15 protein-coding genes are annotated in these 15,093 nt (G+C 70.2%); 10 read left to right on the top strand and 5 right to left on the bottom strand.

Going from position 1 to position 15,093, the window contains the following annotated elements:
• Positions 1-32 precede the first annotated feature (32 nt).
• Genes hpnA through ispH form a run of 6 tightly spaced genes read left to right on the top strand, consistent with a single transcriptional unit; the run spans position 33 to position 5,567 of the window.
• Positions 33-1,052, top strand: coding sequence for a hopanoid-associated sugar epimerase (hpnA, locus tag VGV13_16435; GenBank protein ID HEV8642678.1), 1,020 nt, complete (start codon positions 33-35; stop codon positions 1,050-1,052).
• A complete protein-coding gene (gene hpnD / locus VGV13_16430) occupies positions 1,049-1,939 on the top strand; it encodes a presqualene diphosphate synthase HpnD (GenBank protein ID HEV8642677.1) in 891 nt (296 codons plus the stop codon). The genes hpnA and hpnD overlap by 4 nt, the downstream gene beginning before the upstream one ends.
• The gene (locus tag VGV13_16425) at positions 1,936-2,943 is read left to right on the top strand and encodes an alcohol dehydrogenase catalytic domain-containing protein (GenBank protein ID HEV8642676.1); all 1,008 of its coding nucleotides are present in this window, start codon (positions 1,936-1,938) and stop codon (positions 2,941-2,943) included. Before hpnD ends, VGV13_16425 begins: the two co-directional genes overlap by 4 nt.
• Positions 2,940-3,965 carry an alcohol dehydrogenase catalytic domain-containing protein gene (locus VGV13_16420; GenBank protein HEV8642675.1) on the top strand — a complete coding sequence of 342 codons (1,026 nt, stop codon included), beginning with the start codon at positions 2,940-2,942 and terminating at the stop codon, positions 3,963-3,965. The genes VGV13_16425 and VGV13_16420 overlap by 4 nt, the downstream gene beginning before the upstream one ends.
• Positions 3,962-4,567: an acyloxyacyl hydrolase gene (locus tag VGV13_16415; protein ID HEV8642674.1), complete on the top strand. Its 606-nt coding sequence runs from the start codon at positions 3,962-3,964 to the stop codon at positions 4,565-4,567. Before VGV13_16420 ends, VGV13_16415 begins: the two co-directional genes overlap by 4 nt.
• 7 nt (positions 4,568-4,574) lie before the next feature.
• Positions 4,575-5,567, top strand: a complete 993-nt coding sequence (ispH, locus tag VGV13_16410; protein HEV8642673.1) for a 4-hydroxy-3-methylbut-2-enyl diphosphate reductase — start codon at positions 4,575-4,577, stop codon at positions 5,565-5,567.
• Positions 5,568-5,763: 196 nt separating this feature from the next.
• On the opposite strand, the gene VGV13_16405 is transcribed toward ispH, so the two are convergent.
• Positions 5,764-6,327 (bottom strand): Uma2 family endonuclease, encoded by a 564-nt coding sequence (locus VGV13_16405; GenBank protein ID HEV8642672.1) that lies wholly within the window; start codon positions 6,325-6,327, stop codon positions 5,764-5,766.
• A gap of 99 nt (positions 6,328-6,426) precedes the next feature.
• On the opposite strand from VGV13_16405, the gene VGV13_16400 reads away from it, so the two are divergent.
• A complete protein-coding gene (locus tag VGV13_16400) occupies positions 6,427-7,662 on the top strand; it encodes a threonine synthase (GenBank protein HEV8642671.1) in 1,236 nt (411 codons plus the stop codon).
• A 272-nt stretch (positions 7,663-7,934) separates the two neighbouring features.
• Positions 7,935-10,013, top strand: a complete 2,079-nt coding sequence (gene fusA / locus VGV13_16395) for an elongation factor G (protein ID HEV8642670.1) — start codon at positions 7,935-7,937, stop codon at positions 10,011-10,013.
• Positions 10,014-10,081: 68 nt separating this feature from the next.
• Here fusA and VGV13_16390 read toward each other — a convergent pair whose 3' ends face one another.
• The 4 genes from VGV13_16390 to VGV13_16375 all read right to left on the bottom strand — a co-directional run bounded on the left by VGV13_16390 (position 10,082) and on the right by VGV13_16375 (position 13,393).
• Positions 10,082-10,855, bottom strand: coding sequence for a transporter (locus VGV13_16390; GenBank protein ID HEV8642669.1), 774 nt, complete (start codon positions 10,853-10,855; stop codon positions 10,082-10,084).
• 152 nt (positions 10,856-11,007) lie between these two features.
• Positions 11,008-11,988, bottom strand: coding sequence for a hypothetical protein (locus VGV13_16385; protein HEV8642668.1), 981 nt, complete (start codon positions 11,986-11,988; stop codon positions 11,008-11,010).
• A gap of 219 nt (positions 11,989-12,207) precedes the next feature.
• A complete protein-coding gene (locus VGV13_16380; GenBank protein ID HEV8642667.1) occupies positions 12,208-13,035 on the bottom strand; it encodes an ABC transporter permease in 828 nt (275 codons plus the stop codon).
• Positions 13,036-13,213: 178 nt separating this feature from the next.
• Positions 13,214-13,393 (bottom strand): ABC transporter permease subunit, encoded by a 180-nt coding sequence (locus tag VGV13_16375; protein ID HEV8642666.1) that lies wholly within the window; start codon positions 13,391-13,393, stop codon positions 13,214-13,216.
• Between the two features lie 164 nt (positions 13,394-13,557).
• Here VGV13_16375 and VGV13_16370 point away from each other — a divergent pair, with 164 nt between their 5' ends.
• Together VGV13_16370 and VGV13_16365 are read left to right on the top strand one after the other, a co-directional pair.
• Positions 13,558-14,727, top strand: a complete 1,170-nt coding sequence (locus VGV13_16370; GenBank protein ID HEV8642665.1) for a YeeE/YedE thiosulfate transporter family protein — start codon at positions 13,558-13,560, stop codon at positions 14,725-14,727.
• Positions 14,728-14,761: 34 nt separating this feature from the next.
• Positions 14,762-15,093 (top strand): FAD-dependent oxidoreductase (locus VGV13_16365; GenBank protein ID HEV8642664.1); only part of this gene is annotated, 332 nt, incomplete at its 3' end.

The following is a 15,093-nucleotide window of genomic DNA, read 5'->3' as shown; positions in this document are numbered from 1 at the left end:
TCCCCCGCCACCCGCTCGACCCGACGACCCTCATGCCTGAGGCGCTCGTCACCGGTGGCACCGGCTTCGTGGGCGCCAACGTCGTGCGCGAGCTTCTGCGCCAGGGCGCGACGGTCCGCGTGCTGGCGCGGTCGGGGGGCGACCGGCGCGCGCTGGCCGGGCTCGCGGTCGAGATCTGCGAGGGCGATCTGCGCGACCCCGCCTCGCTCCGCCGCGCGGTCGCCGGCGTTCACACCGTGCTCCACGTCGCCGCCGACTATCGCTTGTGGGCGTCGCGGCCGGAGGAGCTTTTCGTCACCAATGTCGAAGGCACGCGGGCCATCCTCGACGCCGCGGCCGAGGCCGGGGCCAAGCGCATCGTCTACACGTCCACGGTCGGGGCGCTGGGCATCCCCAAGGACGGCAGCCCGGGGACCGAAGAGACGCCCGTGTCGCTGGCGGACATGGTCGGCCCTTACAAGGCCTCCAAGTTCCTGGCCGAGCAGGTGGCGCTCGAGCGGGCCCGCGCCGGCGCGCCCGTGGTCATCGTCAATCCGTCGGCGCCGGTGGGCCCGTGGGACGTCAAGCCGACGCCGACCGGGCAGATGATCGTGGACTTTCTTCGCGGCCGGATGTTCGCCTCGCTCGACACGGGGCTCAACGTCGTGCACGTGCGCGACGTCGCCCGCGGTCATCTCCTGGCGGCCGAGCGCGGGCGGGTCGGCGAGAAGTACATCCTGGGCCACGCCAATCTCCCGCTCGCCGAGATCTTCCGCCTGCTCGCCGACATCGCGGGGCTTCGGCCCCCGTGGCTCCGCATCCCGTACGCGATCGCCTGGCTGGCCGCCGCCGGCATGGAGGGCGCGGCACGCCTGACCCGCCGCCGCCCGCAGGTGTCGCTGACGGCGGTGCGCATGGCGCGCAAGCGCATGTTCTTCAGCCCGGCCAAGGCGGTGCGGGAGCTCGGGCTGCCTCAGACCGACGTGCGCGAGGCGCTGGTCGACGCGGTCGAGTGGTTTTCCGAGCACGGCTATGTGAGGCAGGGGGCGACCAGGCGCGCCGCCGTGACATGAGCGCCACCGACCTGGTTTCCCGGCTCACGCGCCGGAGCCGCTCGAACTTCTATTACGCCTTCCTCACCCTGCCCCGGCCCCGCCGGGAGGCGCTCTACGCCGTCTATGCGTTCTGCCGGACCGTGGACGACATCGCCGACCTGGGGCTGGAGCGGGGCGCCGATCCGGCGACGCTGCGGGAGGAGCTGGGACGCTGGCGGCGCGAGGTGGCCTGCGGCTACGAGCCGGGCGGCGTGCCCCAGCACCCCATCGCGCAGCGGCTGGCCGCCGCAGTTCATCGGTACGCCATCCCCCGCGAGGCGCTGGAGGCGATCATCGATGGCGTCCAGATGGACCTCGCCGGCGTCACCTATGAGACGATCGAGGCGCTCTACCCGTACTGCTACCGGGTGGCCTCCGCGGTGGGCCTGGCCTCCATCGAGATCTTCGGTTACACGGATCCGCGCGCGCGGGAGTACGCGGTGAACCTCGGGATCGCGCTGCAACTCACCAACATTCTGAGAGACGTGGGCGCCGATGCCCGCGCCGGGCGTGTCTACCTGCCGCAGGCGGACCTGCGCGCGTTCGGCGTCAGCGTCGACGATCTGGGCGCCGGCCGCTACACCCCCGCCTTCGTCGGCCTGATGGAGCGGCAGGCCGGCCGGGCCCATGCCTTCTACCGCCGGGCCCGCGCCGCCTTTCCTCCGGCCGACGCGCGCTCCCTGGTGGCCGCCGAGATCATGGGGCGCATTTACTACGCGCTGCTCGGAGAGATCGAGGCGCGCCGGTTCCGGGTCTTCGACGAGCGGATCACCGTGACCAGGCGTCGCAAGCTCGCGATCGCGCTCGCCTGCTGGACGGCCGCGCGCCTGCCGGGCGCCCCGCGCCTCCGGGGGGCCACGGCATGAGAGCCGCCGTCTTCCGGGGCGCGGGGCGCCTGGCGACCGAAGAGTGGCCCCGCCCCTCGATCGGCTCCGGGGAGCTACTGCTTCGGCTGCGCGGGTGCGGGCTCTGCGGCTCGGACATCGTGAAGATGCTGGCGCCGACGACGGCGGCGCCGGCCGTCTTCGGCCACGAGATCGTCGGCGAGGTGGTGGAGGCCGGCGCGGGCGTCGCGGACTTCGCGCCCGGCGACCGTGTCGTGGCCGCCCACCACGTGCCCTGCGGCGACTGTCACTACTGCCGGCGCGGCAGCCACTCCATGTGCCCGGCCTTCAAGATCAGCCACCTCGACCCCGGTGGGTTCGCGGAGTACGTCCGCGTGCCCGCCCCCAATGTGCGGCACGCGACCTTCAGGATCCCGCCGCACGTCAGCGACGAGGCGGCGTCGTTCATCGAGCCCCTCGGCTGCTGCCTGCGCGCGGTGCGGCGCGCCGGTGTCGAGACAGGCGACACGGCCGTGGTGGTGGGGCTGGGCTCGATCGGGCACCTCTTCGTCCCCCTGCTCCAGCGGGCCGGCGCCACCGTGGTCGGCGTCGACGACGCGGGTCACCGCATCGACTTCGCCGAGCGACTCGGCGTGGAGGCGCTGCGCCCGACGGCCGCCCGGGGGCGGATCGACAAGCTCTCGGAGGGCCGGGGAGCCGATCACGTGATCGTCACCGGCGGCGCCGCCGAAGTGCTGGAGTGGGCGGTGCGAGTTGTCCGGGACGGCGGGAGCATCCATTACTTCGCCGGCGGTCACGGCGACGCGCTGCCGATCGCGCTCGACACGCTCTATCACCGGGAGCTCACCATCTCCGCGACCTATTCGTCATCGCCGGCGGATCTGGCGGAGTCGTCTCGACTCATCACGGGAGGCGAGATCGGCGTGGCGCGGCTGTACACCCACCGGGTGCCGTTCGAGCGTCTCGGCGAGGGCGTCGATCTTCTGCGCACCCATGATGCGGTCAAGGTGTACGTGACGCCATGAGGGCCGTGGTCTTCCACGGCCCCGGCGATCTCCGCTACGAGGACCTGCCCTGGCCCACGCCGGGGCCCGGCGAGATCGTCGTCAAGATCGACGCCGCCCTCACCTGCGGCACCGACGTGAAGACGCTCCGGCGCGGGCATCCGGTCATGATCCCCCGCGTGCCCACCGTCTTCGGCCACGAGCTCGCCGGCACCGTGACCGCCGTGGGCGCCGGGGTCAACGGTCTCCGCGACGGGGATCGCGTGGTGGCGGCCAACTCCGCGCCCTGCGGCGCCTGCGCGTTGTGTCTCGGCGGTCGGGCCAACCTGTGTGAGGACCTGCTCTTCGTCAACGGCGCCTACGGTGAGGCCATCGTCCTGCCGCCGCGTCTGGTCCGGCGCAACGTCGTGCCCCTGGGCCGCGCGCTTTCGGCGGCGCGGGCGGCGTTCGCCGAGCCTCTGGCTTGCGCGCTGCTCGGTATCGAACGAGCCCGTGTCGAACCCGGGCAGACCGTGGTCGTCTTCGGCCATGGGCCGCTCGGCTGCCTGCTCGGCATGGTGGCGGCTTCCCGCAAGGCGCGCGTGATCCTGGTGGGCAAGCGCGGCTGGCGATTCGAGCGGGTGCGCGCGCTGGCGATCGGGGAGTGCCTCGACGCCACGGCCTCGGCCGACGTCGTGGCCGACCTCCGGGCGGCGACGGCGGGCCGGGGCGCCGATGTCACCGTAGACGCCACCGGCCGGCCGGAGGTATGGCAGCAGGCGATGGCGGCGGCGACCCGGGGTGGGACCGTGGTATTCTTCGGCGGCTGCGCGCCGGGGACGACCGTGCCCCTCGATACACGGCGAGTACACTACGACGAGCTCACCCTGGTCGGCGCGTTTCATCACACGCCCGATCTGATCCGCCGGGCGGTCGAGCTCCTCGATTCGGACGCGCTGAATCCTGATGGCCTCCTCACGCATCGCATGGGGCTGGAGCGCGTCCAGGAGGCGCTCGAGCTCATGGCGAGAGGGGAAGCGTTGAAAGTGTTGATCGAGCCGTGACGCGGCCGGCGAGGGGCCTCGGGCTCGCGCTGGTCTGGGCACTCCTGGCGACGGCCGAGCCCGCCCTGGCGTTCGACCCCGACGAAACGTACCAGAAGGGGACTGTCATCTTTTCCCTCGAGGCGGGGGGCGGCTCCCAACAGAACCTCGACGGCCAGGACATCCAGACCGGTCTCGATCTCTGGTACGCGGGCGTGCGCGCGTCGCTGCTGCCCTTCGCGCCGCTGGGGAACGGCATCTTCCACGGGGCGCTGGAGATCGGACTGGAGCCGATCTACCAGCGGTACACCGACCCGGTGGCGGCGTTCTACGCCGGTCTCGGCCTGGTGGGCCGGTACCACTTCCTGTCATTCGGGCGCTTCGTGCCCTACGTGGAGATCGCCGGAGCCGCGGGGGCCACCGACCTCAAGGTCAGCGAGATCCGATCCGAGTTCGCGTTCTGGGTGGTCGGCGGCGTGGGGGCTTCGATCTTCATCACCGACAACACCGCGATCTACGCCGGCTACCGCCTGGTCCACATGTCCAACGGGAACACCGAGACCCCCAACCGAGGTTTCGAGGCGCATACGGGCCTGGCGGGCGTATCATTCTTCTTCAGATAGGAGCCCCATGGCCACGTCCATCGCCGAAATCGTCCTGGCCGGTCCCCGAGGCTTCTGCGCCGGGGTGGAGCGCGCCATCGACATCGTGGAGCTGGCGCTGGAAGTCTGCCGACCGCCCGTCTACGTCCGGCGAGAGATCGTCCACAACGGTTACGTCGTGGAGAAGCTCCGGGCCAAGGGCGCGGTCTTCGTCGACGAGCTGAACGAGGTTCCCGACGGCGCCACGGTGATCTTCAGCGCTCACGGGGTCTCCCCGGCCGTCCGGGAGAACGCCGGCCGCCGCGGCCTGCGGGTGATCGACGCGACGTGCCCGCTCGTTACCAAGGTGCACCTGGAGGCGATCCGGTACGCCCGGGAGCACTACTCCATCATCCTCATCGGCCACGAGGACCACGACGAGGTGATCGGCACCCTGGGCGAGGCGCCCGACCGCATCTTCGTCATCGATAGCGTCGCCGAGGTCGAGAAGCTGGAGGTCCCCAACCCGAAGAAGATCGCCTACCTGACGCAGACGACGCTGTCGGTGGACGACACCCGCGACGTCATCGAGGCGCTCCGGCGCCGGTTCCCCAAGATCGTGGGCCCGTCCCGGGACGACATCTGTTACGCGACGCAGAACCGCCAGGCGGCCGTGAAGACGGTGGCGGGCGACGTGGACGTGCTGCTGGTGATCGGGGCGGCCAACAGCTCGAACGCTATCCGACTGGTCGAGGTGGCGCAGTCGGCCGGCACGCCGGCCTATCTGATCAACAATGTCCAGGACGTCAAGCCCGAGTGGCTGCAGGGCGCCCGGCGGATCGGCGTGACCGCCGGCGCGTCCACGCCCGAGATCCTGGTCACGGAGACGGTGGCAGCGCTCCGACGGGGCGGCGCGGCGGTGCGGGAAGTTCACGTTGTCGAGGAGAACGTGAGGTTCGGGCTGCCCTCGGAGCTCGAGCACATGGCTCGGGAGCGGGAGATCACACTGCCCTCGCGGACCGTCATGCGTCAGTCGATTTAATTTCGAAGGGGCCTCCACGGCCCCCTCCGATTCCTCCCCCCGGACCGGGTTGCGCGGGCAAAAGCCCGCGCTCGAAATGCCGTCTCAATCGCGCCCGCGCGATGCGTGGAGGTGTCCGGCGAGGATTCCCGCCTCGCCCATCCGGTGGTAGTCCTCGACGGTGAACCGGCGCCGCGTGAGTTGCTCGCCCATGGCCTCAACCGATCAGATCCCCGACGGCGACGGTCACATCGGAAAAGGCCAGCGGTCCGAGGCGCTGCCCTCGCTCGACCACGGTGACGTCAAGGTAACGATCGCCCTGCGCCGGGCGGTACATCTCGACCCGGTCGAAGGTCAGGTCCACGAGCCAGACCTCCCGGATGCCGACGCGCGCATAGAGGGGGATCTTCACGCGGCGGTCCAGCCGGAGCGTCGTGTCGGCGACCTCGATCAGGAGCAGCACATCGGCCGCCAAGGGATGACTGGTCGTGTAGAAGTCGTCACGCGGGTGGAGGAGCATGACGTCGGGCTGGAGCTCGGTGTCTTCCTTCGGGAACTGGACGGGATTCTGGACGCGCACGATCGCCCGATCCCCAAGCCGCGACGTCCACAGGCGATTCAAGCGGTCAACGGTGCCAGCGTGCCGCGCGCCGACCGGCTCGCGGACGACGATGTCCCCGGCGATGAGCTCGATCCGGCTGTCCTCCGCGAGGATTCCGGCCTCGCCCATCCGGTGGTACTCCTCGACGGTGAACCGACGCCGCGTCAGAAGCTCGTCCATCCCTGCCTCGGCCGCATTCTACCGTGGCCGGTGGTACCGATGGCCGTCGGGATTCCGATACGCCGGGTCCAGGGCGCCGTGCAGGCTATACTCCGGGAGATGAGCTTCCTCACCCACGTCGAGTGCACCGTGTGCGGTCACCGCCATGACCCCAAGCGCCTGCTCACCGTGTGCGAGAGGTGCAGCCAGATGCTGGCGGCACGCTACGACGTCGAGCGCGTGAGGGCCCAGGTCAGCAAGGAGGCGCTGCGCGGTCGGCCGCCGGGGATGTACCGGTTCCGCGAGCTGACGCCACTGGATGACGGCGAGGAGCCGGTGACGCTCGGCGAGGGAGGCACGCCGCTTCTACCGCTGCCGCGACTGGCCGCGCAGCTCGGGCTGCGCCACCTGCTGGCGAAGGACGAGGGCCAGAATCCCACCGGCACCTTCAAGGCCCGGGGGCTCGGCATGGCGATCACGCGGGCCCGGACGCTGGGGGCACGGGGCTTCCTCATCCCGTCGGCGGGCAACGCCGGCGGCGCGGCGGCGGTGTACGCGGCACGGTGCGGCCTGCCCTGCGCCGTGATCGTGCCGCGGGACACGCCACCGGCGGCGGTCGCCGAGGCGCTAATCGCCGGCGCGCATGTCTTCACGGTCGAGGGCTCGATCGCCACCGCCGGCAAGATCGTCGCGAGGGCCGCGCCCCAGATCGGCTGGTTCGATCTCTCGACGCTCAAGGAGCCGTACCGTCTCGAGGGCAAGAAGACGATGGGGCTCGAGCTGGCCGAGCAGCTCGACTGGACGATGCCCGACCTCCTCATCTACCCCACCGGCGGCGGCACCGGCCTGGTCGGTATCGCCAAGGCCTACGAGGAGCTGCGCACGATGGGATGGCTCCCCGGCGCGTTGCCGCGCTTCGTCAGCGTGCAGGCCGAGGGCTGCGCGCCCGTCGTCAAGGCGTGGCGCGAGGGCGCCGAGACCACCAGCGCCTGGGAGAGCCCGGTGACCCACGCGGCGGGGCTGCGCGTGCCCTCTCCGTTCGCGGGACGTCAGATGCTCCGCGTGATCCGCGAGAGCAAGGGCGAGGCCCTGGCCGTGAGCGAGACCGCCATCCGCCAGGCCCAGCGCCTGCTGGCGCGGCTTGACGGCGTCTGGACGGCGCCGGAGGCGGCGGCGACGGTCGCGGCGCTGATTCAGCTGAAAGACCGGGGCGCGCTCGCCGCCGATGCCCGGATCGTCCTTGTCCTCACCGGAAGCGGGATCAAGAACGAGCCCCCACCGTTGCCGCGGGCCACGGATCTGGTAGGCTCCGAAGACGACATCGTCGCGCGCGTCCAGCAGGTCCTCACGCGCTGAACCGGAGCTCGAGCGCCGGCTCCGCCGGCGCGACCTATCCTAGTGCCGTTCCAACTTGTTGATACTAAATCTGTCCACGAACGACGTACACGGTGCCTTCCTAGGCGCGAATAGTTGGAACGGCACTAGGGGGAGGTCTCGGAGGGGGCCGTCGCGCCCTTGGGCGCGCCCGTGAAGGCGCCCCCTCCGACGAGGACGGGGGACGGAGTCCCCCTCCGAGCAAATATGGTAGCATCTGCCCCACCGCATCGCTCGGCCCCAGGAGGTCGTGAATGACGATCGAGATCGGCAAGATCCGCAACGTCGGTGTCGTGGGGCACGGCGGGGTCGGGAAGACGTCCCTGGTGGAGGCGCTCCTCTTCTCCGCCGGCGCCGTGACCCGGCTGGGTCGGGTGGACGACGGCACCACGACCACCGACTTCGACCCCGATGAAATCAAGCGGAAGATCTCGATCAACACCGCCCTCGCCCACTGCGACTGGAAGGGCCATCGCATCAATCTCGTGGACACGCCCGGATACGGCGACTTCATCGCCGACGCGCGGGCGGGGCTGCGGGTGGTGGAGGCGGCCATCGTCGTCGTGGACGCCGTCGCCGGGGTCCAGGTCCAGACCGAGAAGGTCTGGAAGTTCGCCACCGAGTTCGGCCTGCCCCGCGCCGTCGTGGTGAACCGCCTCGACCGGGAGCGCGCCGACTTCTTCCGGACTCTCGACTCGCTGGGACGCCGTCTCAAGGGCCGGCTGGTGCCGCTCCACGTCCCGGTGGGGGAGGAGAGCGGCTTTCAAGGCTTCGTCGATCTCATCAAGATGAAGGGCATCGTCCACGCCGACGGCAAGCCCAGGGAGACGGACATCCCGGCCGAGGTCGGCGACCGCGCCAAGGAGTACCGGGAGAAGCTCGTGGAGGCGGCCGCCGAGACGGACGATGAGCTGCTGAACAAGTACCTGGAGGAGGGCTCGCTCGGTGAAGCCGAGATGCTCAAGGCGCTGCGGGCCGGCATCGCCGAGGGCAAGCTGGTCCCGGTCCTCATCGCCGCCGCCGCCAAGAACATCGGCGCGTCCGCCCTCCTCGATCTCTTCGTGGAGGCCTTCCCGTCGCCGGCCGACCGCGGCGGGGTGAGCGGGACGGACCTGAAGACCAAGCAGCCGGGCACGCGCGCGCCCGACCCCAAGGCGCCCGCGGTCGCGCTCTTCTTCAAGACACTCAGCGATCCCCACGTCGGCAAGCTCAGCCTCTTCCGCGTCTTCAGCGGCACGCTGAAATCGGAGTCGCAGCTCCTGAACGTCTCGCGCGGGGCCAAGGAGCGGATGAGTCACGTCGCCTGGCTGCAGGGCAAGACCCAGAAGGCCGTGGAGGCGCTCGGTCCCGGCGAGATCGGCGTCGTCGCCAAGCTCAAGGAGACGCTCACCGGCGACACGCTCGCGGACGAGGCCAACCCCTTCGAGCTGCCGCGCATCACCTTCCCGGAGCCGGCCATCTCGTTCGCCATCCAGCCCAAGACCCGCGGGGACGAGGACAAGATCTCCAACGCGCTGGCCCGCATTGCCGAGGAAGACCCCACCGTCCACTACCACTTCGATCCCGAGACCAAGCAGCTCCTGGTCTCCGGCGTGGGCAATCTCCACGTGGAGATGGTCGTCGAGCGCATGAAGCGCAAGTACAACGTGGACGTCAATTTGTTACCGCCCCGCATCCCCTACAAGGAGACGGTGAAAGGCCGGGCCGAGGGGCAGGGCAAGTACAAGAAGCAGACGGGCGGGCGCGGGCAGTACGGCGACGCCTGGCTCAAGGTCGAGCCGCTCCAGCGCGGCGCCGGCTTCGAGTTCGTCGACGACATCTTCGGCGGCGCCATCCCGCGGAACTATATCCCCTCCGTCGAGAAGGGCGTGCGTGACTGCATGAAGCGCGGCATCCTGGCCGGTTACCCGGTGGTGGACCTCAAGGTCACGCTCTACGATGGCTCCTACCACGACGTGGACTCGTCGGACATGGCCTTCCAGATCGCCGCCTCCATGGGACTCCAGAAGGTCTTCATGGACGCCCATCCCATCCTGCTGGAGCCGATCATGAACGTCGAGGTGACCTGCCCCTCGGAGGTGGCGGGCGACGTGATCGGCGACCTCAACTCGCGCCGGGGGCGGATCGTGGGGATGGAGCCCGCCGGCGAGACGGCGGTCGTCCGGGCCCAGGTGCCGATGGCCGAGATGCTGACCTACGAGCCCTCGCTACGCTCCATGACGGGCGGCCGTGGCGCCTACTCGATGGAGTTCTCCCACTACGAGGAGCTGCCCGCGTTCCTCGCCGAGAAGGTCGTCAAGGAGACGAAGGCCGAGAAGGCCGAGAAGCACTGACCGGTGACGCGCCGCCAGCTCCTCGTGGCCGGCGGCCGCGTCCTGCCGGTGGCCGTCAAAGTAGCCGCTCAGAACCGGAACGCGACCCCGCCCGAGAAGAAGTAGTCGGCCTCGCCCTTGGTGAGCCCGACGCCGACCGAGCCGGTGAGCTTCATGACCCTGGTGAGCCGGTACTCCGCGCCGAAGCGCAGCCCCCAGGGATCCACCTGGTGCGGAGAGATGGCCTCCGCGCCGTCGAGGAATGCAAAGACGCTGAGCGGCTGCGTCACGCTGTAGGCCGCCCCGATGGACCAGCCGAAGGAATTTTGGAGGTCCGTCCCGGAGGGCGAGCCGATGAACGTGTAGGCCAGGGTCAGAAATCCCGTCCAGCGCTCCCGGAAAGTCTTGGCAAAGTCGAGGCCGAGCGTTTCGTCGAATTCGCCCGTGCCCAGGCCCCGACCCTCGTCGGCGGTGGGGAACTTGATCTTGACGTAGGGCGCGACCTCGGGGAGCACCTCGTGCTCCTCCAGGATGATGTAGGACCCCCGCAGCAGGATATCGCCGACGCCGTCCTCGGTGGTCCGCCCCCGGCTTCCGCTCCGCACGGCGACGCCGCCGCCGGTCACGGTGACGTTCTCCGACGTCTGGCGGATGTACGGCACGGTGAGCTTCAGCTCGAGCCGGTCCCAGGCGGCGCCGAAGGTGAACGGCACGTAGGCGATCGTGGTGTCTTCGTCGGTGCCGTAGTCCCCGCGCGAGTAGTTGAAGGAGGTCGAAAACAGCCAGCGCGGGTCCTCGGCCAGGGCGGGAGTGACGCCGACGAGGGTGAGCACGGCCGCAATCATGACAGCGCAGCAGCGCATACTTGGTCTCCCGTCGGGATGATGGAGTCGCCTGTCAGCGGGCGGTCTCGGGCCTCAGGATAGTCACAGGGAGCTCGGCGTTACAACTGGGCCTTCCCAAAGGAACCGGTACCGGCGCGGCCGAGGTTGCCGCGCCGGTGACCGGCGGTTCATCAGCGTCCGGCCCGCTCCGCCCGCTCGGGCTTCTCGGGCTTGTCGGGCTTGCCCGGGCGGTCGCTGCGCTCGGGTCTCTCGGCCTTCGCCGCCCTGGCGCCTTCGGCGTGTGCGACTTCCTTCTGCGTCTTCTTGACCTTGCTGAGCACGCGCCCGAGCTTGAGGTCGAGGTCATGGGCGATCTGGCCCCAGCCCTGGCCGGCCGCACGTCGATCCAGGATCGTCTTCATGGCGTCCTGGTCGGTCATCCCGCGCTTCGGCAGCTCGTCCGCCAGCGCGAGGGTGATGGCCACCTCGCCGAACCCGAGCCCCCGATTGCGCAGGCTCGTGACCACCGACTCATCGACCTTGAATTCCTTCGCGATGGCCTGCGTCACCCGCCGCTGGCCCTCCGGAGTGGATCCGGCCGCGGCCGCGCCCGCGTCGACGCGCTTGGCCTCCGCCTGGAGCTGGGAGGCGCGCGTCTGCTCGCCCGCGTTCACCGGTTGGGCGAGGGCGCGGACGGCGTGATCGGTCCGCTTGACGTCGCGTCGCACGGCACCCAGCCGCTCGATGCCGAGGACCTTCGCGATCTGGCCCCAGCCCTGCCCCGAGCGTTTCATCTCCCGGATCTGATCGATCGTGTAGAACGTGCTCCCCGACTGGCGGGAGTAGAGGGCCAGAAGATTCGTGATCTCGCCGTAGCCGAGCCCCTTGCTCCGGAGGCTCTGGACGTCCTGGAGCGTCAGGGGTCGCGCGTTCGGGTCCGTCGCCGACGACTTCACCTGGACGGCGGAGAATTCCTCGGCGATCCGGCGGGACACGCGCGCAGAGTCCGCGCGACTCGCCGAGGCGTCGATCTCCCTGGCCTCTTTGCCGAGCTGCGTCTCGGTCTCCGCGGGCTTCTGCGCTCCCGCCGGAGCCGTCACGCCGAGGATGAGCGCGGCGATGAGGAGAACGCTCCAGCGCCTCAACCCCACGATGGGCTGCTCGTATTCCATTGCGCCACCTCGTTCATGCGGCCCGCCTCGGCCATCCGGGCAAGCCCGAATTCGAAACCGCCTGTGGGTTTTGCACCGCTCGTGCCAAACTGTGCGGGCGGCGAAATCGTGCTGATTTGACGAGGGTTCCGCCGCGCCTCCCGCAGAGGCCTCGGGAGGGATCGGTGTCAGCACGCCGGACACTGCCGAGTGTTTCCGATCGGTTCCGGCAGCAGGGGGTTACGACCCGCGCAGGCGCGGGTCGAGCACATCGCGAAGGGCATCGCCCAGCATGTTGAAACCGAAGACGGCCAGCGAGATGGCCACGCCCGGCCAGACGGCCATCCAGGGCGCCCGGAACATGAAGGTCCGGCCCGACCCCGAGAGCATCGCGCCCCACGACGGGTACGGCGGCGGCACGCCGAAGCCCAGGAACGACAGAGCCGACTCGGCCAGGATCACGCCCCCCAGCCCGATCGTCGCCAGGATGATGATCGTCGCGGCGACGTTGGGGAGGATGTGGCGCAGGAGAATACGCGCGTGGGTGGCGCCCATCGCCCGCGCGGCCTCCACGTAAACGTTCTGGGCCGTCGCCAGCGTCGCCCCCCGGATGACGCGCGAGCTGTTGGCGGCGATGATGATGGACAGCGACAGGATCACGTTGAGGAGCCCCGGCCCCAGCACGGCCATCACGGACAGGATGATGATGAGGAAGGGGAACGACATCCAGGCGTCCACCACGCGCTGGACGACCATGTCGTAGGCCCCGCCGAAGTAACCGCTCGACACGCCGACGGCGGTGGCGACCAGCGTCCCGATCAGGATGGTGGCGAATCCCACCGTCACCGACACGCGCGCGCCGTACACGATGCGGCTCCACATGTCACGTCCCAGGTTGTCGGTGCCGAGCCAGTAGGCCAGACCCGGCGGCTTCATGCGCGCGCCGCGGATCGTCTCGTCGTAGCTATAGGGCCCGATCCGCTCGGCGAAGACCGCCATGACCAGCAGGGCCCCGATGATCAGGCCGCCGAGGGCGCCCAGCGGCTTGCGCCGCCCGAACCGCCCCACCGCTCGCAGCAGCCGGACGACCGCGGCCGCTCGGGCACCACGCGCTACGGGATGATCGCGCTCGCGCGCCGGCTTCGCCGGCGCAACCGAGGGGGGGAGGTTGGGAAGGGGGGCGGAGCCCCCCTCCGAAGTAAGCGGGGGGGAGGTTTCGGAGGGGGCCGCCGAGGCTCCCTCCGACCTAGTAGCGGATCCGCGGATCGAGGACGGCATAGAGCGCGTCGACCGTGAGGTTGACGAGCACGATGGAGGAGACGACGACGAGGTTCACGCCCTGGATGACCGGGTAGTCCCGCTGGTTGATGGCATCGAACAGGAACCGCCCCATGCCGGGCAGGCCGAAGACGGTCTCGATGATCACGGTCCCCCCGATGATCTGGCGACCTGGATGCCCAGCACCGTGAGCATCGGGATGACCGCGTTGCGCAGGCTGTGCTTGAGCACGATCACGCGCTCGAGCCCCTTGGCTGGATGATACCCCGCCGTCGCCGCTGGTCAAGGCGAGATGCTACAATCCCGCTCGAAATGAAGGGGCTCTTCGCCGCGCAGTATGACGCGATGTTCCGCCGGCCCTGGCCCGTGTGGGGCGCGGCCGTGCTGGTGGCGACGGTGAACGTCTTCCTTTTCGCCTTCGATCGCCCCTGGACGGCTTCCGACGGCATGCGCAACTGGGGGGACTGGATCCTCACCGGGCTCGGCGCGCTGCACCGCCCGGACTTGATCGCGCCGTGGCTCTACTCGGGAGCGCTGCTGAACACCGGCGTGCTGCTGGGCGGCCTGGTGGCGGCGCTGCTCAGCTGCGAGTTCGCCCTGCGGGTGCCGCCGCCCGGAGAGCTGGTGAAGGGCGCGCTGGGCGGCCTGCTCATGGGCGTCGGCGCGATCCTCGCCTTCGGCTGCAACGTCGGCGGCTTCTTCTCGGCGACGAGCGCGCTGTCGCTGGCGGGCCTCGGCATGATGCTCGGTCTGGGCGCCGGCGCCTTCCTCGCCCTGCGGTATCTGGTGTGGGAGATCGAGCACTACCCGTCGTGGTCCAGCGGCCGCGCGCGCGTCTTCGGCGCGGCGCGGGGCCCGAGGCGCAGCCGTCAGCCGCTGGTGGGCGGGCTGCTGCTCCTGCTGCTCCTGCTGGTCCCCTTCGCCTACAGCGGCGCGGGCTACGTGGCCCAGGGCATCTTCCTCCTCTTCGGCGCGGCGTTCGGGGTCATCTTCCAGCGCTCGCGCTTCTGCCTGGTCCGCGCCTTCCGCGAGCCCTTCATGACGGGCGACGCCGAGCACACGCGCGCCGCCGCGCTGGCGTTGACCCTCAGCATGCTGGGCTTCGCCATCCTCAAATTCACCGACCTCAAGGACCGATCGGAATGGGTGTTCGCGGCGGCCGGCGCCGGCGCGCTGGCGGGCGGCCTGCTCTTCGGCATCGGCATGACGCTGGCGGGCGGCTGCGGCGTCGGGTCGATCTGGCGGGCCGGCGAAGGACAGGTGAAGCTCTGGGCCGCGATCGCCTGCTTCGCGCTGGGCGCATCACTGGCGCGGCTCGCGCTCACGCAGACCGGGCTCACCGGGAAGCTGGGCGTCGCCGTCTTTCTCCCCGCGGTGCTCGGCTGGGCGGGGGCCCTGATGCTGATCGTCGCGGTCATGGCCGCCTGGGCCGTCGCCGCGACCTGGAACGAACAGTCGGGGAAGTTCAGCACATTGGTGTGAAGCCTCCACACTCGACAACGGGAGGAGCAGCGTCATGACAGGAATCACGCGCCGGGAGTTCCTTCGCGCGTCCGGAGCGGGTATGGTCGGCGGCGGCCTCGCGGGTGGTTGCGCGCAGGCGATCCGGGGAGACATGGGACCCAAGACCGGCAAGCGCGTCGTCGTGATCGGCGGCGGCTGGGGCGGCGCGACGGCCGCCAAGTACGTCCGTCTCGCCGACCCCTCGATCGAGGTGATCCTACTGGAGCCGAACCGCACGTTCGTCTCCTGCCCGTTCAGCAACCTCGTGCTGAGCGGGGTGCGGACGATCGACAGCCTCACGTTCGACTACCGCGGGCTGCGGCGTCACGGCGTAAGCGTGCGCCA

The sequence above is a fragment of the Candidatus Methylomirabilota bacterium genome (assembly GCA_036001065.1).
Classification (GTDB): domain Bacteria; phylum Methylomirabilota; class Methylomirabilia; order Rokubacteriales; family CSP1-6; genus MNEF01.
Note: the sequence above shows the minus strand (reverse complement) of the source record. Positions and strands in the feature narration are given on the sequence as shown.